The sequence below is a fragment of the Streptomyces sp. NPDC127190 genome, assembly GCF_042672505.1.
Lineage (GTDB): Bacteria > Actinomycetota > Actinomycetes > Streptomycetales > Streptomycetaceae > Streptomyces.
On sequence record NZ_JBHXVE010000002.1, the window covers coordinates 56684 to 75551 of the forward strand.

Annotated in this window: 14 protein-coding genes; 11 read left to right on the forward strand and 3 right to left on the reverse strand. The window is 72.6% G+C overall.

Features of this window, described 5'->3' with window-relative positions; translation table 11 throughout:
- Positions 1 to 13 precede the first annotated feature (13 nt).
- The gene (locus tag ACFVIU_RS03645) at positions 14 to 298 is read right to left on the reverse strand and encodes an antitoxin (RefSeq protein WP_385840388.1); all 285 of its coding nucleotides are present in this window, start codon (positions 296 to 298) and stop codon (positions 14 to 16) included.
- 25 nt (positions 299 to 323) lie between these two features.
- A complete protein-coding gene (locus tag ACFVIU_RS03650) occupies positions 324 to 647 on the reverse strand; it encodes a hypothetical protein (protein WP_385840389.1) in 324 nt (107 codons plus the stop codon).
- A 183-nt stretch (positions 648 to 830) separates the two neighbouring features.
- Between ACFVIU_RS03650 and miaA the strand changes: the two genes are divergently transcribed.
- From miaA to hflX, 6 genes are all read left to right on the forward strand, one after another.
- On the forward strand, positions 831 to 1769 hold the full coding sequence (gene miaA, locus ACFVIU_RS03655) for a tRNA (adenosine(37)-N6)-dimethylallyltransferase MiaA (protein ID WP_385840390.1): 939 nt from the start codon (positions 831 to 833) through the stop codon (positions 1767 to 1769).
- Positions 1770 to 1876: 107 nt separating this feature from the next.
- Positions 1877 to 2455: a hypothetical protein gene (locus tag ACFVIU_RS03660; protein WP_385840829.1), complete on the forward strand. Its 579-nt coding sequence runs from the start codon at positions 1877 to 1879 to the stop codon at positions 2453 to 2455.
- A gap of 59 nt (positions 2456 to 2514) precedes the next feature.
- Entirely contained in the window at positions 2515 to 3384 is an 870-nt protein-coding gene (gene dapF, locus ACFVIU_RS03665; protein WP_385840391.1) for a diaminopimelate epimerase, read from the forward strand.
- 283 nt (positions 3385 to 3667) lie between these two features.
- Positions 3668 to 5842, forward strand: coding sequence for a RelA/SpoT family protein (locus ACFVIU_RS03670; protein WP_385840393.1), 2175 nt, complete (start codon positions 3668 to 3670; stop codon positions 5840 to 5842).
- Between the two features lie 125 nt (positions 5843 to 5967).
- A complete protein-coding gene (locus ACFVIU_RS03675; protein WP_385840394.1) occupies positions 5968 to 7473 on the forward strand; it encodes a M1 family metallopeptidase in 1506 nt (501 codons plus the stop codon).
- A gap of 171 nt (positions 7474 to 7644) precedes the next feature.
- The gene (gene hflX / locus ACFVIU_RS03680) at positions 7645 to 9135 is read left to right on the forward strand and encodes a GTPase HflX (protein ID WP_385840396.1); all 1491 of its coding nucleotides are present in this window, start codon (positions 7645 to 7647) and stop codon (positions 9133 to 9135) included.
- A 69-nt stretch (positions 9136 to 9204) separates the two neighbouring features.
- Here hflX and ACFVIU_RS03685 read toward each other — a convergent pair whose 3' ends face one another.
- Positions 9205 to 10428 (reverse strand): trypsin-like serine peptidase, encoded by a 1224-nt coding sequence (locus ACFVIU_RS03685; RefSeq protein WP_385840397.1) that lies wholly within the window; start codon positions 10426 to 10428, stop codon positions 9205 to 9207.
- A gap of 466 nt (positions 10429 to 10894) precedes the next feature.
- Here ACFVIU_RS03685 and ACFVIU_RS03690 point away from each other — a divergent pair, with 466 nt between their 5' ends.
- From ACFVIU_RS03690 to ACFVIU_RS03710, 5 genes are all read left to right on the forward strand, one after another.
- Complete coding sequence (locus tag ACFVIU_RS03690) at positions 10895 to 11929, forward strand: alpha/beta hydrolase (protein ID WP_385840399.1); 1035 nt, start codon at positions 10895 to 10897, stop codon at positions 11927 to 11929.
- Between the two features lie 222 nt (positions 11930 to 12151).
- A complete protein-coding gene (locus ACFVIU_RS03695) occupies positions 12152 to 13639 on the forward strand; it encodes a diaminobutyrate--2-oxoglutarate transaminase family protein (protein ID WP_385840400.1) in 1488 nt (495 codons plus the stop codon).
- A 168-nt stretch (positions 13640 to 13807) separates the two neighbouring features.
- On the forward strand, positions 13808 to 15859 hold the full coding sequence (locus ACFVIU_RS03700; RefSeq protein ID WP_385840401.1) for an IucA/IucC family protein: 2052 nt from the start codon (positions 13808 to 13810) through the stop codon (positions 15857 to 15859).
- Positions 15860 to 15896: 37 nt separating this feature from the next.
- On the forward strand, positions 15897 to 16583 hold the full coding sequence (locus ACFVIU_RS03705) for a GNAT family N-acetyltransferase (protein ID WP_385840402.1): 687 nt from the start codon (positions 15897 to 15899) through the stop codon (positions 16581 to 16583).
- A 221-nt stretch (positions 16584 to 16804) separates the two neighbouring features.
- Positions 16805 to 18778: an ATP-dependent DNA helicase gene (locus tag ACFVIU_RS03710; RefSeq protein WP_385840404.1), complete on the forward strand. Its 1974-nt coding sequence runs from the start codon at positions 16805 to 16807 to the stop codon at positions 18776 to 18778.
- Positions 18779 to 18868: the final 90 nt, after the last annotated feature.

Consider the following 18868-nt stretch of genomic DNA (forward strand, 5'->3'; position numbering starts at 1 on the left):
CGTCCGCCCAGGCTCACGACGTCGGAGGCGGGCCCTCCGGGCGGGTCGGCGGCGTCGGGCCGGCGGAGCTGCCCGGGGTGTCCTTGGCGTCCATGTGCGCGAGCCGGTCCATCGCGTGCCTGGCCTTGCCCTGCCCTGCGTGGATCCGGTCGGTGTACTTGCCCTTGGTGTGCTCGTCGACGACCTTCGCGGCCTTGTCGATCCCGTGCTGGACCTTGTCCCCGTGCTGTCGCGCGAGGTCCGACACCTTGTCCTTGGCCGGGCCCAGCCTGGCCTTCATGTTGTCCAACAGACCCATTGGTCCACCTTCCCTCGCGGGGCAGTCACCTGCGGGCGCCCTCGCCGGCCTCGCTGTCGACGGCCTCCCCGGCGGACTGCTGCCGGGGGATCCCGGTGCCCTCGGCCGCGGACGCGTCCTCCTCGTCCGCACCGGCCTCCGCGTCCGCCGTCACGGCCTCGGCGTCGGCCTCGCGCCCGTCCTCGGCCGCCTCCTCGGCTGCCTCCTCCGCCTGCGCCGGACCGGCTCCCTTCGCCTCGGCCGGCTCCGCCTCCTGCGCCTCGGCCGGCTCCGTGTCGGCCTGCGCCGCCTCGGCCGACCCCTCCTGAGTCGGCTTCGACCTGCCGAGGAGTCGTGAAAACACGCCCATATCCACTCCATACGGTACTCGTGCGGGGGAATTCCCGCGTCACCCGGTGCGTACAGTTGCGCCGCCCGGGTCACCGCCTCCGGCGAACCGGCAGACGGCACCTCGCCACGGGCAACGACCCGCAGGCGGCACCGTCACGTAACTCGTTCGAGAGCCCGCCCCGGCGTTTGCGAGACTGGTGCGGTGAGCAGTGCACGTCCAGCCCCCCGCGTCATCGCCGTCGTCGGCCCCACCGCGGCCGGAAAGTCCGATCTCGGCGTCTTTCTGGCCCAGCAACTCGGCGGGGAGGTCGTCAACGCGGACTCCATGCAGCTGTACCGAGGGATGGACATCGGCACCGCCAAGTTGACGCCCGACGAACGCGCCGGCGTCCCGCACCATCTGCTGGACATCTGGGACGTGACCGTCACCGCCTCGGTCGCCGAGTACCAGAAGCTCGCCCGCGCGCGGATCGACGCCCTCCTCGCCGAGGGCCGCTGGCCGATCCTGGTCGGCGGCTCCGGCCTGTACATCCGCGGAGCCGTCGACAACCTCGAGTTCCCCGGCACCGACCCGGTGGTCCGGGCACGCCTCGAGGAGGAACTGGCGCTGCGCGGCTCCGGCGCGCTGCACGCCCGGCTGGCCGCCGCCGACCCGGACGCCGCCCGCGCGATCCTGCCGAGCAACGGCCGCCGGATCGTCCGCGCCCTGGAGGTGATCGAGATCACCGGCCAGCCCTTCACCGCCAACCTGCCCGGCCACGACTCGGTCTACGACACCGTCCAGATCGGTGTCGACGTCGCCCGTCCGGAGCTGGACGACCGCATCGCACGCCGGGTCGACCGCATGTGGGAGGCGGGCCTCGTGGACGAGGTGCGCGCACTGGAAGCGCAGGGGTTGCGTGAGGGGCGTACGGCGTCGCGCGCACTCGGCTACCAGCAGGTTCTCGCGGCGCTCGCCGGGGAGTGCACCGAGGAGGAAGCGCGGGCCGAGACCGTACGCGCCACCAAGCGCTTCGCGCGCCGCCAGGATTCCTGGTTCAGGCGCGATCCCCGGGTGCACTGGTTGAGTGGGGCGGCGGCGGACCGCGCGGAACTTCCGCACCGGGCGCTGACGTTGGTCGAACGACCGGTTACAGCCTGATCACGTGATGGCATCGGGATGCGCCGCCGGTCATCGCGGCCTTCGGCGCCGTGCCATCATCGAGCTTCGATCGACCAAGTGGAGCCAAGTTGGGAGGGCGCGTGGCGATGGAGGCCGGCCCTCGCGACACCGCACACAGTGCCGAGTACCTCACCACCGAGGGTGACGAGCCGGACCCGGCCGAGGGCCGTCCGGCCGTGGACCGCCCCGGCGAGGACGCCCTCCACGAGGACCCCCTCGCCGGGGAACTCCTGGACGAGGAGCGGCTCACCGACGACGGGCCCGACGAGACGCCGGTCGTGGTGACCGAGGACGGACCGGCGCCCGAGGAGATGTACACCAGCGGGCCCGAGGTCGAGGTCGAGCTGCGCCCGCAGCGCCGGCTGCGCATCTGGCAGCTCGCGCCCATCGTGGGACTCTCCGCCGTCGGCTCGCTGATGTTCGCCTTCCCGCTCGCCTTCGACTTCGGCGACAGCGGCGCGGTGATCGCCATGCTCGGCCTGCTGATCTGCTCCTGCGCCGCGGGCTGGGGCATGATGGCCGCCCGCCGGGTCGGCTACACCTGGCCCGGCCTGCCCGCGCGCGGCTCCGGCCGCCGCCCGGACTGGCGGGTCGTGCTCGGCTATGTGCTGCTGGTGGCCCTGGTGGCCGTACTCGCCGTGTGGCGCGTGGCACGGCTGCGCTGACCCGCCGCGGAGCGAGCCCGTACTCCGACGCGTACGATCCGACCCCGTACGATCGAGGAATGAGCACGCGGATCCCCTTCCTCAAGGGTCACGGCACCGAGAACGACTTCGTGATCGTCCCGGACCCCGAGAACGCCCTCGACCTGTCCCCGGCCGCCGTCGCCGCCCTGTGCGACCGCCGGGCCGGCATCGGCGGCGACGGAGTGCTGCGTGTCGTACGGTCCGCCGCGCACCCGGAGGCCCGGGCGATGGCCGCCGAGGCGGAGTGGTTCATGGACTACCGCAACAGCGACGGCTCGATCGCCGAGATGTGCGGCAACGGCTCGCGGGTGTTCGCGCGCTACCTCCAGCACGCGGGACTCGTGGGCGAGGGCGACCTCGCGATCGCCACGCGCGCGGGTGTGAAGACCGTCCACATCGCCAAGGACGGCGACGTCACGGTCGGCATGGGCCGCGCCCTCCTGCCCGAAGGGGAGGTCACGGTCTCCGTCGGCGAGCACAGCTGGCCCGCGCGCAACGTGAACATGGGCAACCCGCACGCGGTCGCCTTCGTGGCCGACCTCGCGCAGGCCGGCGACCTCTACACCCCGCCGCCCGTCAGCCCGGCGGCCGCCTACCCGGACGGGGTCAACGTCGAGTTCGTCGTGGACCGCGGTCCCGGGCACGTCGCCATGCGGGTGCACGAGCGCGGCTCTGGCGAGACCCGCTCGTGCGGCACGGGCGCGTGTGCCGTCGCCGTGGCCGCCGCCCGGCGCGACGGCGCGGACCCGGCCGTCACCGGCACCCCGGCGACCTACACCGTGGACCTGCCCGGCGGACGCCTCGTCATCACCGAACGGCCCGACGGCGAGATCGAGATGACCGGGCCCGCGGTGATCGTGGCCGAGGGCGAGATCGACGGCGACTGGCTGGAAAACGCCGCCCGCTGACCCGGCGTCATGCAGGCCGTTGTGCCCCAGGGCCGTCGGAACAGCGGTTTCCGGTGGCCGGGGCGGACCGTCGGCGCGATCGATCCCCGCACGCATGGCGCAAACCGTAAACCTCGTCTTCGTCGCTCGAATGGGTGATCCGTTTCACGCTCGGCGAGAGGCGGTCTGCCGGGGGTGGCGGGCTCGGTAGCATCAAGCACCGGCACGGACGGGGGAACGTCGCCATCCCTGAGCCGCGTACGCCCTGGGGCCCCGTCCGCCGGTCCACGAGCCGGAGGTGCCCATGAGTGCGGAGGCCACAAACCCTGCGACCCCTGGCCCGGTAGTGCCCACAGCGGCCACCGTGTCCGTCGCGCCCACCACGACCCGGCGGAAGTCCCGGGCCCGCCTCGATCTGCGCCGGCTCGGCCGGGCCGCGCTGCTCGGCCCCGCCGTCCGCGGCAAACTCCCCGACGCCATCAGCCATGTCGTGGAGGCGCACCGCGCCCACCACCCCGACGCGGACCTGGACCCGCTGCGCCGCGCCTACGTCCTCGCGGAGTCCTCCCACCGCGGCCAGATGCGCAAGAGCGGCGAGCCGTACATCACCCACCCGCTCGCGGTGACGTTGATCCTCGCCGAACTGGGCGCCGAGACCACGACCTTGACCGCGTCGCTGCTCCACGACACCGTCGAGGACACCGATGTGACGCTGGACCAGGTGCGGGAACAGTTCGGCGAGGAAGTGCGTTATCTGGTCGACGGCGTCACGAAACTGGAGAAGGTCGACTACGGAGCCGCCGCCGAACCGGAGACCTTCCGCAAGATGCTCGTCGCCACCGGCAACGACGTGCGCGTGATGTCGATCAAACTCGCCGACCGGCTGCACAACATGCGCACCCTCGGCGTGATGCGCCCCGAGAAACAGGCGCGGATCGCCAAGGTCACCCGGGACGTCCTCATCCCGCTCGCCGAACGCCTCGGCGTGCAGGCGCTGAAGACCGAGATGGAGGACCTGGTCTTCGCCATCCTGCACCCCGAGGAGTACGAGCACACCCGCGAACTCATCGCGGGGAACGCGGCCCGCGCGGACGACCCGCTGACCGAGGTCGCCGACGAGATGCGCGGGGTGCTGCGCGAGGCCGGCATCCAGGCCGAAGTCCTCATCCGGCCGCGGCACTTCGTCTCCGTCCACCGCGTGGCCCGCAAACGCGGCCGGCTGCGCGGCGCCGACTTCGGCCGCCTGCTGGTGCTCGTCCAGGAGGACGCCGACTGTTACGGCGTGCTCGGTGAACTGCACACCTGTATGACGCCGGTCGTCTCGGAGTTCAAGGACTTCATCGCCGTACCCAAGTTCAACCTCTACCAGTCGCTGCACACCGCCGTCGCCCGCCCCGACGGCCAGGTCGTCGAAGTCCTCATCCGCACCCACCAGATGCACAAGGTCGCCGAGGCCGGTGTCGTCGCGCTCGGCAATCCCTACGCGCCCGTCGCGGACCCGGCCGGCACCGGAGCCCTCGCCGACGGCGAGCGGGTCGACCCCACCCGCCCCGGCTGGCTCTCCCGCCTCCTGGAGTGGCAGCAGGCCGCCCCCGACCCCGACACCTTCTGGTCCACCCTGCGCGAGGACCTCGCCCAGGACCGCGAGATCACCGTGTTCCGGCCGGACGGCGGCACCCTCGGCCTGCCCGACGGCGCGACCTGTGTGGACGCCGCCTACGCCCAGTACGGCGAGGACGCGCACGCGTGCATCGGCGCTCGCGTCAACGGCCGCCTGGCCACCCTGAGCACCGTTCTCCGGGACGGCGACACCGTCCAGCTCCTCATGGGCCAGGACCCCGCCTCGGAGCCCTCCCGCGAGTGGCTGGAGCACGCCCACACCCCGGCCGCCCGCATCGCCATCCAGCGCTGGCTGGCGACCCACCCCGGCGGCGGCACCGCGACCGAGGACACCTCCGGTGCCCGTACCGAACCGCCCACCGCCCGTCCGCAGGACAGCGCCCCCGCGCCGGGAGCCGCCGCCCGCCCCAGGGGCGCCGACGTGCTCGCCGACCGGCCCGGGGCCGCCGTACGCCTCGCCGGGTGCTGTACGCCCGTACCGCCCGACGAGATCACCGGCTTCGCGGTCCGCGGGGGAGTGGTGACCGTACACCGCGCGGAGTGCGCGGCGGCGGCGCACATGAAGGCCAGAGGGCGTGCGGAGATCGGCGTGCGCTGGGGGGAGGCCACCGAGTGCCGGGTCACCCTGGTCGCTGAATCGTTCGGCCGCCCCCATCTGCTCGCCGACCTCACCGAGGCGATCTCCTCGGCGGGCGTCGACATCGTCTCCGCCACCGTGGAACCGCCCAGCCAGCAGCGGGTGCGGCACACCTACACCCTCCAGCTCCCCGACGCGGCCCACCTCCCGGCCCTGATGCGCGCCATGCGGGACGTCCCCGGCGTGTACGACGTGAGCCGCGCCCGGCACACCGCCTCCTGAGCACGGCATCCTGCTCCCACGCCCTCCTGTGGACGGCTGTGGACGGCGTCCCGGGACCAACCCGTTCGGGTGGGGCCGTCGCGCGTCGCCGTCCCGGCACGCGCGCGTACTGGTAGCGGTGATGCATGCTGCTCACCCCCCGCTCCCGCCCCCGGACCCGGACCGTCCGGCACCGCAGGGCGGCGGCCCTGCTCGCCTCCGCCGTCTCCGTCTGCCTGCTCGCCGCCGCGGCCCCGCCCGAGCCGCTCGGCATCGGCGACCGCCTCTACCCGTACCTGGGGAACCCGGGCTACGACGTGGCGTCGTACGACCTGTCCTTCAGCTATCCCGGCACCAACGACAAGCCGCTCCAGGCCGTCACCACCATCGACGCCTGGACCACCGCCGACCTGGACCGCATCAACCTCGACTTCGCCCACGGCACGGTGCGCTCGGTCGAGGTCGACGGGCGCCCCGCCGCGTTCACCCGGGCCGGCGACGACCTGGTGGTCACCCCCGACCACCCGCTGGCCGAGGGCGAGTGGACCCGGATCACCGTGCGGCACAGCAGCGACCCCGTCTCCGCCCCGGACCAGGACGGCGGCTGGGTGCGCACCTCCGACGGGCTCGCCATGGCCAACCAGGCCGACGCCGCCCACCTGGTCTTCCCGTGCAACGACCACCCGTCCGACAAGGCGATGTTCACCTTCCACGTCACCGCGCCGAACGGCTACACCGCCGTCGCCAACGGCCTGCCCGTCGGCGCGGACCGGGTCGGCCCCACCACCACCTGGAGCTACCGCACCCAGCACCCCATGGCCACCGAACTCGCCCAGGTGTCCATCGGCCGCTCCTCCGTGCTGCACCGCGAGGGCCCGCACGGGCTGCCGGTGCGCGACGTCGTGCCCAGCGCCGACCGCAAGGCCCTGGAACCCTGGCTCGCCAAGACCCCCGACCAGATCGCCTGGCTGGAGAGCAAGGTCGGCCGGTACCCCTTCGAGACGTACGGCGTGCTCATGGCCCAGGCCTCCACCGGCTTCGAACTGGAGACGCAGACCCTCTCGCTCTTCGAGAAGAACCTGTTCACCCAGCCCGGCTACCCCCGCTGGTACCTCGAGTCGATCATGGTGCACGAGCTGTCCCACCAGTGGTTCGGCGACAGCGTCAGCCCCCGCGCCTGGTCCGACGTCTGGCTGAACGAGGGCCACGCCACCTGGTACGAGGAGCTGTACGCGGAGGAGACCGCGCACCGGCCCATGGTGGACCGGATGAAGGCCGCCTACGCCGCCTCCGACCGCTGGCGCGAGGCCGGCGGACCCCCCGCCCGGCCCAAGCCGCCCGCCCCCGGCCAGAAGATCGGCATCTTCCGGCCCAACGTGTACGACGGCGCCGCGCTCGTCCTCTACGCGCTGCGCCAGAAGATCGGCCGGCCCGCCTTCGAGCGCCTGGAGCGGATCTGGGTCCGGGAGCACCGGGACTCCACCGCCACCACCGCCGACTTCGTCCAGCTCGCCTCGACCGTCTCCGGCCGCGACCTGAGCGGCTTCCTCAAGGACTGGCTGTACGGCGCGAAGACCCCGCCGATGCCCGGCCACCCGGACTGGAAGCCCCTGCCGCCGACCACCTCGGCCCCCCAGCGGACCGTGCGATAACACGGTGACGCGACGTGCCGCCTCGTGCGACCATCTTCCGGTCGGCGCGACACGCGGGACCCGGGAATCTCCCGGGGTACTCGTACGTTGACACCACACGAGCGGTCCCTCGCGACCGCCGTGTCCAGGCCATCACGGCACTCCGGCACTCTCCATCGACTTAAGGATCAAATGACCTCCTCTTCTTCCCCTTCCCAGGACACCAAGCGCCTCGCGCACGCCTATCCCGAGGGTCTTCGGGCCGATGCCCTGATGGAAGAGGACGTCGCCTGGAGCTACGAGATCGACGGCGAGCGGGACGGCGACCAGTTCGACCGCTCCGAGCGCGCGGCCCTGCGCCGCGTGGCCGGCCTCTCCACCGAGCTGGAGGACGTCACCGAGGTCGAGTACCGCCAGCTCCGCCTGGAGCGGGTCGTGCTCGTCGGGGTGTGGACCACCGGCACCGCGCAGGACGCCGACAACTCCCTCGCGGAGCTGGCGGCCCTCGCCGAGACCGCGGGCGCGCTCGTGCTCGACGGCGTCATCCAGCGCCGCGACAAGCCCGACGCGGCCACCTACATCGGCTCCGGCAAGGCCGCCGAGCTGCGCGACGTCGTCCTCGAGACGGGCGCGGACACCGTCATCTGCGACGGTGAGCTGAGCCCCGGCCAGCTGATCCAGCTGGAGGACGTCGTCAAGGTCAAGGTCATCGACCGTACGGCGCTGATCCTCGACATCTTCGCCCAGCACGCCAAGTCCCGCGAGGGCAAGGCGCAGGTCGCGCTCGCGCAGATGCAGTACATGCTGCCGCGGCTGCGCGGCTGGGGTCAGTCGCTGTCCCGGCAGATGGGTGGTGGCCGCGGCGGCCTCGCCACGCGTGGCCCCGGTGAGACCAAGATCGAGACGGACCGGCGCCGGATCCGCGAGAAGATGGCGAAGATGCGCCGGGAGATCGCGGACATGAAGACCGGCCGCGAGGTCAAGCGCCAGGAGCGCCGGCGCAACAAGGTGCCGTCCGTCGCCATCGCGGGCTACACCAACGCCGGCAAGTCCTCCCTGCTCAACCGCCTCACCGGCGCCGGCGTCCTGGTCGAGAACGCCCTGTTCGCGACCCTGGACCCGACCGTCCGCCGCGCGGAGACCCCGAGCGGCCGCCTGTACACGCTGGCGGACACCGTCGGCTTCGTCCGGCATCTGCCGCACCACCTGGTCGAGGCGTTCCGCTCCACCATGGAGGAGGTCGGCGACTCCGACCTGATCCTGCACGTGGTGGACGGCTCGCACCCGAACCCGGAGGAGCAGCTCGCCGCCGTGCGCGAGGTGATCCGGGACGTCGGCGCCACCGACGTGCCCGAGATCGTCGTGATCAACAAGGCGGACGCGGCCGATCCGTTGGTCCTTCAGCGGCTGCTCAGGATCGAGAAGCGCTCCCTCGCGGTCTCCGCCCGCACCGGCCAGGGCATCGACACGCTGCTCGCCCTGATCGACGACGAGCTGCCCCGGCCCTCGGTCGAGGTCGAGGCTCTCGTGCCGTACACCCACGGCAAGCTGGTCGCCCGCGCCCACACCGAGGGCGAGGTGATCTCCGAGGAGCACACCGCGGAGGGCACCCTGCTCAAGGTCCGGGTGCACGAGGAGCTGGCGGCGGACCTCGCCCCCTACACGGCGGTCTCCGCAGCCTGACCCACGGCACGACGAAGGCCCGCCACCCCCCTGGGGGCGGCGGGCCTTCCGGCTACCGGTCTCAGACCGTCACTGCCCGGCGAACTTCTTGCTCACCGCCTGGTACACGCCCTTGGCCACAGGACCCAGCCGGGGACCGGCCAGCCAGCCCGAGCTGACCGGGCCGATGGAGGTGTTGGACACCAGCGCCGGCTTGCCGTCCGAGCCCGTCTCCACCCAGCCACCGCCGGAGGAACCACCGGTCATCGTGCAGCCGATGCGGTACATCGTCGGGTCGGACTGGTTGATCGACAGCCGCCCGGGCTTGTCCTTGCACTGGTACAGCAGCTGACCGTCGTACGGAGGCGCCGCCGGGTAGCCGTCCGCGCTGATGCTCTGCACCTTCGGCACGGCCGGCGCGTCGAAGTTCACCGGCAGCGCACCGCCGACCGTCTCCTCCAGCGACTTGCCCTTGTTGCCCTGCTCCGGCGTCACATGGATGACCGAGAAGTCGTAGGAGGCACCGTTGCCGCCGGTCTCCCCGCCCTGGTCGATCCACTGCTGGGAGGTCTGCGCCGCGTCCGCCCACCAGACCCCGTACGGGGCGATCTGCGAGCGGGAGGCCTTGTTCAGCTGGGCGGTCGACATGGCCGCGTTGTTGTACGACGGCACGAAGGCGAGGTTGCGGTACCAGCCGCCCTTCTTGCCCGCGTGCACACAGTGGCCCGCCGTCCACACGAGGTTGGACTTGCCCGGGTGCGCCGGGTCCTCCACGACCGTGCCCGAGCAGACCATGGTGCCCTCGGGCGAGTCGAAGAACAGCTTGCCGAACGGGGCCGCGTTGGTGTGGTACGGCGCCGCGACCGCCTGCGCCTTCACCGGCTGCGGCGTCGGGTCCGTCACGCCCTGGTCACCGGAGATGTCGTTGTTGTCGACACCCTTGTCCGGGTCGTTGGCGTGGCGCATCCGGTTCGGGTCCCACAGACCCTTGATGATCGGGTTGATGAAGTCGTTGGCCTCGCGCAGCCAGTCCTGCCTGTTCCAGTTCTTCCAGGCGCCGTTCTTCCACTTGTCGATGTCGATCCCGTGCTCCTTGAGCTTCTGCTTCAAGTCGTCCGGGATCTTGATCTTGCCGTCGCCCGAGCCGGCCGCCGTCGCGGAAGCGGTCGGCGAGCCGTCGGCTTGGTCGTCGCCGTTGCAGCCGGTGGCGGTCAGCGCCAGCGCCGAGGCGAGGGCGACCGCCGCCAGCGACGTGGAGGCGCGACGCGGGCCCCTCCCTCGCCCTGCGGTGGACGACGGCCGTATGGATCGCATGTTCTTGACTCCCCGTGTGGTGAAGTGACTCGGCGCTCATCGAGGGCACCAGCGGTGAACCCAGGGAGAGTTCACCCACCGGTCCCACGACGTTCTGGGAACGGCACCACACCTTATGCGTTCCCTGTGGGGGACATCCGATGGAACGGCAACGGTTCGGCTACAAGCCGTCTGACCTGGTCGGAATCCAGGGAGCCGGCTCATATCCCGAGATACGCGGGAGAGTTGCCGGACCCTTCCCCCGGGCATCCGCCGGATGGCCGCGCCGGGGTGCACGCGCTGACGAACCGTGAAACTCTCTCCTTCCACCCCGCACGGGGTGCCTTGGGAGGGGCACCCTGGGAAACGACGGCGCGCCGGAGGGCACGGAGGCGAGGACGTCCCTCGCTCACCGGGCCACTCGTCCACTCGGCCGAACGGCTGACATCCCGTGGACCGTCCGGCGACACAGAGGGAGACGACACCGATGTCACACACCGCTCCGGCGCCGGCGGCATCCGTCCCGCCTCCGTCGCCCCCCGTCGAGAAGATCGAGCTGACGGCGGGCGCGGTACGGCTGTCCGGGCTGCTCGCCCTGCCCACGGGCACGGAACCGCGTGCCCTGCTCGTCGCCCTCCACGGCGGAGGCATGGGAGCCGGCTACTTCCACGGGCATGTGGACCCGTCCGCCTCCCTGCTGTCGCTCGCGACCGCGGCCGGATATGCCGCCCTGGCCCTGGACCGCCCCGGTTACGGCGCCTCGGCCGGCCTGCTGCCGGAGGGCATGGACCTGGCCGACCAGGCGTCCTGCGTCCGGGAAGCGCTGCGCGGCTATGCCGCCGAGCATCCGTCGGGCGCCGGATGCTTTCTCGTCGGCCACTCCTTCGGGGGAACGCTGGCCCTGACCATGGCCGCCTCGGCAGTGCCGGACGACCGGCTGATCGGGGTCGATGTGTCGGGTGTCGGCGGCCGCTGGGCCCTGCCCCCGGACCGGCTGTCCTCCCCGGGACGGATCCCCGACTCCCGGCTGCACTGGGGCCCGCTGTCGCTGTATCCCTCGGGCACCTTTCTGGTGGCGCGGAAGGTCGTCGGCCCGTTCCCGCCCCGGGAGGCCGAGTCCGTCCGGGACTGGCCCCGCGCCTATGCCGGGCTGGCCGCCGCCATCCGGGTGCCGGTGCGCTTCACCTTCGCCGAGCACGAGCGCTTCTGGGCCTGCGACCCCGACGCCGTGCGCGAACTGACCGCACCCCTCACCGCTCCACTGGTGCGCGTCCGGCATGAGGCGGGCGCCGGCCACAACATCAGCCTCGGACACGCGGCCCACCGCCACCACCGGTCCGTCCTCGCCTTCCTCGAGGAATGCCGCGGCCGGCAGGAGCAGGAGACGGCTGGAGCGGGGGCCGCGGAACGGGAGACGGTCGGAGCGGGTGCCGTGGAACGGGAGACGGTCGGAGCGGGTGCCGTGGAACTGGAGGTCGATGAGCGGGGGATGGCCGAGCGGGGCATGGCCGAGCAGCGCTGACGGCCGCGACGCCGCATTCCGGCGTCGCACCGGGCGGCGACCCCAACGGCCATCCCAGCGGCGGTTCCCACGGTGATTCCAGCGGCGCTTTCGGCACGGCAACGAACCCGGCATGACCCGTAACCCGCCGCACGGTCCGCGGTTGTAGGCGGTGGGGGCGTGCCGGCGAAGCCGCTCCCCGCTCATCAACTCGCCTCCGAACAGCGGGGAGGACAGCCCACCGTGGCCGTGACGGAGCCGACGGCTGAAGGCACAGACAGGGAACGGCGCGCCGTGCACGAGGGGATCCTCAGACGGCAGTCGGCGCACGAGTCCTCGGCGCGCACCTATGCCCGGGCGCTGCCCATCGTCCCCGTCCGGGCCCGGGGACTCACCATCGAGGGCGCCGACGGCCGCCGCTACCTGGACTGCCTCTCCGGCGCCGGCGCGCTCGCCCTCGGCCACAACCACCCCGTCGTGCTCGAAGCCGTCCGCGGTGTCCTCGACTCCGGTGCCCCGCTCTCCGTCCTCGACCTCGCGACCCCCGTCAAGGACGCCTTCGTCACCGAGCTGTTCCGCACACTGCCGCCCGCCCTCGCCGCCCGGGCCCGCGTCCAGTTCTGCGGACCGGCCGGCACCGACGCCGTCGAGGCCGCTCTGAAACTGGTCCGCGCCGCCACCGGCCGCACCGGCCTCCTCGCCTTCACCGGCGCCTACCACGGAATGACCGCCGGTGCCCTGGCCGCCTCCGGTGGTGCCCGCGACGTCCAGGTCACCCGACTGCCCTATCCGCAGGACTACCGCTGTCCGTTCGGCATCGGCGGTCCGCGCGGTGCCGAGCTCGGCGTCCGCTGGACGGAGTCGCTGCTGGACGATCCCAAGTCGGGCGTCCCGCTGCCCGCCGGCATGATCCTGGAACCCGTCCAGGGCGAAGGCGGGGTGATCCCCGCGCCGGACGACTGGCTGCGCCGGATGCGCCGGTTGACGGCGGACCGGTCGGTCCCGCTGATCGTCGACGAGGTGCAGACCGGCGTCGGCAGGACCGGTGCCTTCTGGGCCGTCGACCACAGCGGCATCACGCCCGACGTCATGGTCCTGTCCAAGGCCATCGGCGGCAGCCTCCCGCTGGCCGTGATCGTCTACCGCGACGACCTCGACGTCTGGCAACCCGGCGCCCACGCGGGCACCTTCCGCGGCAACCAGCTCGCCATGGCCGCCGGTACCGCCACCCTCGCCCATGTCCGTGCGAACGGCCTCGCCGCACGAGCCGCCGCCCTCGGCTCCCGCATGCTCACCCGACTCCGGCGCGACCTCGGTGCCTTCCCATGCGTCGGAGAGGTACGCGGGCGCGGACTGATGATGGGGGTCGAAATGGTGGACCCGGAGCGGGAAGGCGCCGGCCTCGCCGAAGCACCCCCGGCCGATGACAGCCTCCCGATGCCCTCCACACCGGCCCACCCGGAGCCCACCGCCGTCCGCACTCCGCGACCCGCCGCCCCCGAACTCGCCACGGCGGTCCAGCGTGAGTGCCTCCGGCGGGGGCTCATCGTCGAGCTGGGCGGCCGTCACGCCGCCGTGGTCCGGCTGCTTCCCCCCTTGACGATCAGTGACGAGCAGGCGGAAGCCGTCCTGGACCGCCTGACCGACGCGGTGGCGGCGGCAGCGCGCGACCATGAGCGCCACGGCCCCGATCACCCACGCCACCAGGGCCCGGCCCAGCGCACCGGCTGAACCCGTCACCCGTCCCACCCGCCCGTATCCCCCGTACATACCAACTCCCCTCCCTACCGGCCACTCAGGCCACTCCCCGCCGTCCACCGCCCGCACGACCGCTCACCCCGGTCACCGGTCATCGGGGACCGGCGAGCGAGCGGTCGCCCACAGCCCCCAGGAGCCGTCATGAACACCACCACCCCCACTCCCGGCGGCCGCCCCGACACCAGCACCGCCCCGGCTCCCCTCGCAGAACCCCTCCAGCCCCCACAGCCCGAGCCCGCCCGTCCGTCATCCCCGGCCGCCGAGCCGGTCCCGCCGCACCCGCGGCACCAGCCCGAGCCCGCGCGGCGCGCAGCCACCGCCGCCGAACCGGTCCCGCCCCATCCGCGGCACCAGCCCGAGCCCCCACGGCTCGCAGACCCCGCCGCCGACCCGCTCGACCACCCCGATCCCCTCATCGCGGCCCAGGCCGCCGCCGTGGAGAACCTTCTGCGCTGCTGGGTACGCGAGACCGACCTCCCTGCACCCGCGACCCACGCCCTCCACATCCCGCTGCCCGCCAGTGCCACCTCCCTGCTCGTCCCCGTCCGCCACTGGTCCCCGACGGGCTGGCACCGCTTCGGCGCCCCCCGTTTCGCCGACGCCCCGGAAACCGCTCCGCCCGTCGACGCCGTCACCCTCGCCGCACTGCTCGCCAGGGAGACCACCCCCGCCGACCCGCCCGGCGCCGCCCATCGCGCCGCCTCCCGTCACGGCGAAGACGGTGACCACGGCGATCTCGTGGCCAGAGTGGCCGACTCCCTCCGCCGCACGGCCACCTTCATCCGTGACCGGCGTGCACACCCCACCGACACCCCCGACCTCTTCCTCAGCGCCGAACAGGCCCTCCTCCTCGGCCATCCCCTGCATCCGACCCCCAAGAGCCGGGACGGTCTGACCGCATCGGAAGAGCGGCTCTACTCACCGGAGTTGCGTGGCTCCTTCCCCCTGCACTGGCTGGCTGTCGCCCCCTCCCTGCTCGCCGCCGACTCCGCCTGGACCGAGCGCGGTCGTCCCGTACCCGCCGACCACCTCACCCGCCGTCTCGCCGGAACCGAGCTGCCTCTCCCCGACGGGTACGCCGCCCTGCCGCTGCACCCCTGGCAGGCGCGCGAGGTACGGCACCGGGAAGCCGTCGCGGCCCTGCTCGACTCCGGGCTCCTGCGGGACCTGGGCCCGCACGGCCCCGCCTGGCACCCCACCTCCTCCGTGCGCACGGTCCACCGGTCCGACGCCTCCGCGATGCTCAAGCTGTCGCTGGGGCTGCGCATCACCAACTCCCGCCGGGAGAACCTGCGCAAGGAACTCCACCGCGGAGTCGAGGTGCACCGACTGCTGCGCGCCGGTCTGTTCCAGGAGTGGCAGGCCGCACACCCGGGCTTCGACATCGTCCGCGACCCGGCCTGGCTCGACGTCGACGGGCAGGACGGTCTTCCCGTGCCCGGCCTCTCCGTGATGATCAGGCACAACCCCTTCCGCCCGAGCGACGACGCCGGATGCCTCGCCGGACTTGTCTCCCCCCGTCCTCTCGCCGGTGCAGCCGACACCGCGCCACCGCAGCAGGCCCCCTGGCGCATGCGGTCCAGGCTCGCCCGGACCACGACGCGGCTCGCCGCGCGCACCGGCCGGCCCGTCGGAGCCGTCGCCGCGGAGTGGTTCCTGCGCTATCTGGAGCACGTGGTCCGCCCCGTGCTCTGGCTGGACGGCGAGGCCGGCATCGCGCTCGAAGCCCATCAGCAGAACACCCTGGTGCTGCTGGACGCCGACGGCTGGCCCACCGGCGGCCGCTACCGCGACAACCAGGGCTACTACTTCCGCGAGTCCCGCCGCGCCGAACTCGCCACCCGGCTGCCCGGTATCGGCGACCACAGCGACACCTTCGTCTCCGACGAGGTCACCGACGAGCGCTTCGCCTACTACCTCGGCATCAACAACGTGCTGGGTCTGATCGGCGCCTTCGGCTCCCAGCGCCTCGCCGACGAGCGCCTGCTCCTCGCCGCCTTCCGCCGCTTCCTCACCGACCTCGTCTCGGGGCCCGATCCGCTGCGCACCTCCCTGCCCGCCGTCCTGCTCGAATCACCGGTCCTGCGCTGCAAGGCCAACCTGCTGACCCGGCTGCACGGTCTGGACGAACTCGTCGGCCCGGTCGACACCCAGTCCGTCTACGTCACCATCGCCAACCCCCTCCATTCCTGAACCGCCGACACCGCCGACACCGCCGAGAGGAGTCCCCATGCCGCCCACCGAAGCGAGCCCCACCGACGCGAGCCCCGGTGCCGCCTCCCTCCCTCCCGCCGAGCCCGTCGCCCCTGCCGCCGACGAGGCAGCCGGACTCCTCGACCACCTCTCCGCATGGGGGCCGACGCCCACTCCCGCAGGCTCCTTCCGGCTGGCCCCCGTACGCGTCGACCTCGACCTGCCGCTCATCCACCGCTGGATGAACGACCCCGCGGTGGCGCAGTTCTGGGAGCTGGCCGGTGCCCCGCACCGCACGGAAGTCCACCTGCGTGCGCAACTCGACGGCGACGGACGCAGCGTGCCGTGCCTGGGGCTCCTGGACGGCACCCCCATGAGCTACTGGGAGATCTACCGGGCCGATCTCGACCCCCTGGCCCGCCACTATCCGGCTCTTCCCCAGGACACCGGCATCCACCTGCTCCTGGGCGAAGCGGCCGACCGGGGCCGGGGACTGGGGACAGCCCTGATCCGAGCAGTGGCCGACCTCGTCCTCGACCGGCGCCCCGCATGCGCACGGGTCGTGGCGGAACCCGATCTTCGCAACACCCCCTCCGTCTCCGCGTTCGTGAGCGCGGGATTCCGTATCGCCGCCGAGCTCGACCTGCCCGGGAAGCGGGCCGCGCTCGTGATGCGTGACCGGGACCGGCCCCCTCGCCGTAGCGTCGTAGCGGTCAGTGATTGATCCGTCACATGTAGTACGAACGGCGATCCCGGCGGGTTCCCGGGATCCCGAACATCTCCGAAAAATTTCCGGCCCGAGCCGACCCCCGCCTCACCCTCGCCACCCATCCCTCGCCCCACCCCTCCTCCCCACCGTCCCCCCAGGAGCCGGTCAGTGATCGCGTCCCCCGTCCCCTCGGGGATCCCCCGTTTGTCAGTGCCGGGCCGTAGGGTGGTCGGGCTATGACGAAGCCCCCACTCTCCGAACTCCTGCATGCCGCTGTCACAGCCGTCGGCGGCACGGAGCGCCCCGGCCAGGTGACCATGGCCGAATCGGTCGCCGAGGCGATCGATGACGGATCTCATCTGCTGGTGCAGGCCGGCACCGGCACCGGAAAGTCGCTGGGCTATCTCGTGCCCGCGCTCGCGCAGGGAGAACGGGTGGTGGTCGCGACGGCCACCCTCGCCTTGCAGCGTCAGCTCGTGGAGCGCGACCTGCCGCGCACGGTCGACGCCCTGCATCCGCTGCTGCGCCGCCGTCCCGAGTTCGCGATGCTCAAGGGCCGCTCCAACTACCTCTGCCTGCACCGGCTCCACGAGGGCGTGCCGCAGGACGAGGAGGACGGCCTCTTCGACCAGTTCGAGGCCGCAGCCCCCACCAGCAAGCTGGGCCAGGACCTGCTGCGGCTGCGGGACTGGGCGGACGAGACGGAGAGCGGCGACCGGGACGACCTCACCCCCGGTGTCTCGGACCGCGCCTGGGCGCAGGTGTCGGTGTCGTCGCGGGAGTGCCTGGGCGCGACGAAGTGCGCGTACGGCGCCGAGTGCTTCGCGGAGATGGCCCGGGAGCGTGCCAAGCTCGCCGAGGTCGTGGTGACGAACCACGCACTGCTGGCCATCGACGCCATCGAGGGCGCGCCGGTGCTGCCCCAGCACGAGGTGCTGATCGTGGACGAGGCGCACGAACTCGTCTCGCGGGTGACCGGCGTCGCCACCGGTGAGCTGACCCCCGGCCAGGTCAACCGGGCCGTGCGCCGCGCGGCCAAGCTCGTCAACGAGAAGGCCGCCGACCAGCTCCAGACCGCCGCCGAGGGCTTCGAGCGGCTCATGGAGCTGGCCTTGCCCGGCCGTCTGGAGGAGATCCCGGAGGACCTCGGCTACGCCCTGATGGCGCTGCGGGACGCCGCCCGTACGGTGATCTCCGCGATGGGCGCCGCGCGCGACAAGTCCGTCCAGGACGAGGACGCCGTCCGCAAGCAGGCGCTGGCCTCCGTGGAGACGGTGCACGACGTGGCCGAGCGTGTGCTGAACGGCTCGGAGTGGGACGTCGTCTGGTACGAGCGGCACGACCGCTTCGGCGCCTCCCTGCGCGTCGCCCCCATGTCGGTCTCGGGCCTGCTCAGGGAGAAGCTGTTCGCGGACCGTGCCGTGATCCTCGCCTCGGCGACGCTCAAGCTGGGCGGCGACTTCAACGGCGTCGGGGCCTCGCTCGGCCTCGGTCCCGAGGGGGTGGAGGGCGATGATCTGCCCAAGTGGAAGGGCATCGACGTCGGCTCGCCCTTCGACTACCGCAAGCAGGGCATTCTGTACGTCGCCAAGCACCTGGCGCGCCCCGCCCGTGACGGCGAGCGCACGGACATGCTGGATGAGCTGACCGAGTTGATCCAGGCGGCCGGCGGACGCACTCTCGGGCTCTTCTCGTCGATGCGGGCCGCCCAGCTCGCCGCCGAGGAACTGCGCTCGCGGATCCCGGAGTTCCCGATCCTGCTCCAGGGCGAGGAGACGCTCGGCGAACTGATCAAGAACTTCTCCGCGGATCCGAAGACCTGTCTCTTCGGCACGCTGTCCCTCTGGCAGGGCGTGGACGTGCCGGGCCCCAGCTGTCAGCTGGTGGTCATGGACAAGATCCCGTTCCCGCGGCCCGACGATCCACTGATGAGCGCCCGGCAGAAGGCGGTCGAGGACGCGGGCGGCAACGGCTTCATGGCGGTGGCCGCGACCCATGCGGCCCTGCTGATGGCCCAGGGCGCCGGCCGTCTCGTACGCGCGTCGGGCGACCGGGGCGTGGTCGCCGTACTGGACCAGCGGCTGGCGACCGCGCGGTACGGCGGCTATCTCAAGGCGTCGCTGCCCGACTTCTGGTACACCACGGACCGTAACCAGGTCCGCAAGTCGCTGGCTGCCATCGACGCGGCGGCGAAGGCGGCGGAGAAGTGAGTCCGGGGGTGGGGGCCGCCCCGGTGGTGGCGCCCACCCCCCAGAAGGGGGCGGACGCGCCGGCGGGGGGGGGGGTTCGCCCGACCCCCG

Bases quoted from the DNA above. Each gene is read 5' to 3' on its own strand.
- ACFVIU_RS03645 (WP_385840388.1), bottom strand. From the start codon at position 298: ATGGGTCTGTTGGACAACATGAAGGCCAGGCTGGGCCCGGCCAAGGAC.
- ACFVIU_RS03650 (WP_385840389.1), bottom strand. From the start codon at position 647: ATGGGCGTGTTTTCACGACTCCTCGGCAGGTCGAAGCCGACTCAGGAG.
- ACFVIU_RS03660 (WP_385840829.1), top strand. From the start codon at position 1,877: ATGGAGGCCGGCCCTCGCGACACCGCACACAGTGCCGAGTACCTCACC.
- dapF (WP_385840391.1), top strand. From the start codon at position 2,515: ATGAGCACGCGGATCCCCTTCCTCAAGGGTCACGGCACCGAGAACGAC.
- ACFVIU_RS03670 (WP_385840393.1), top strand. From the start codon at position 3,668: ATGAGTGCGGAGGCCACAAACCCTGCGACCCCTGGCCCGGTAGTGCCC.
- ACFVIU_RS03675 (WP_385840394.1), top strand. From the start codon at position 5,968: ATGCTGCTCACCCCCCGCTCCCGCCCCCGGACCCGGACCGTCCGGCAC.
- hflX (WP_385840396.1), top strand. From the start codon at position 7,645: ATGACCTCCTCTTCTTCCCCTTCCCAGGACACCAAGCGCCTCGCGCAC.
- ACFVIU_RS03685 (WP_385840397.1), bottom strand. From the start codon at position 10,428: ATGCGATCCATACGGCCGTCGTCCACCGCAGGGCGAGGGAGGGGCCCG.
- ACFVIU_RS03690 (WP_385840399.1), top strand. From the start codon at position 10,895: ATGTCACACACCGCTCCGGCGCCGGCGGCATCCGTCCCGCCTCCGTCG.
- ACFVIU_RS03700 (WP_385840401.1), top strand. From the start codon at position 13,808: ATGAACACCACCACCCCCACTCCCGGCGGCCGCCCCGACACCAGCACC.
- ACFVIU_RS03705 (WP_385840402.1), top strand. From the start codon at position 15,897: ATGCCGCCCACCGAAGCGAGCCCCACCGACGCGAGCCCCGGTGCCGCC.
- ACFVIU_RS03710 (WP_385840404.1), top strand. From the start codon at position 16,805: ATGACGAAGCCCCCACTCTCCGAACTCCTGCATGCCGCTGTCACAGCC.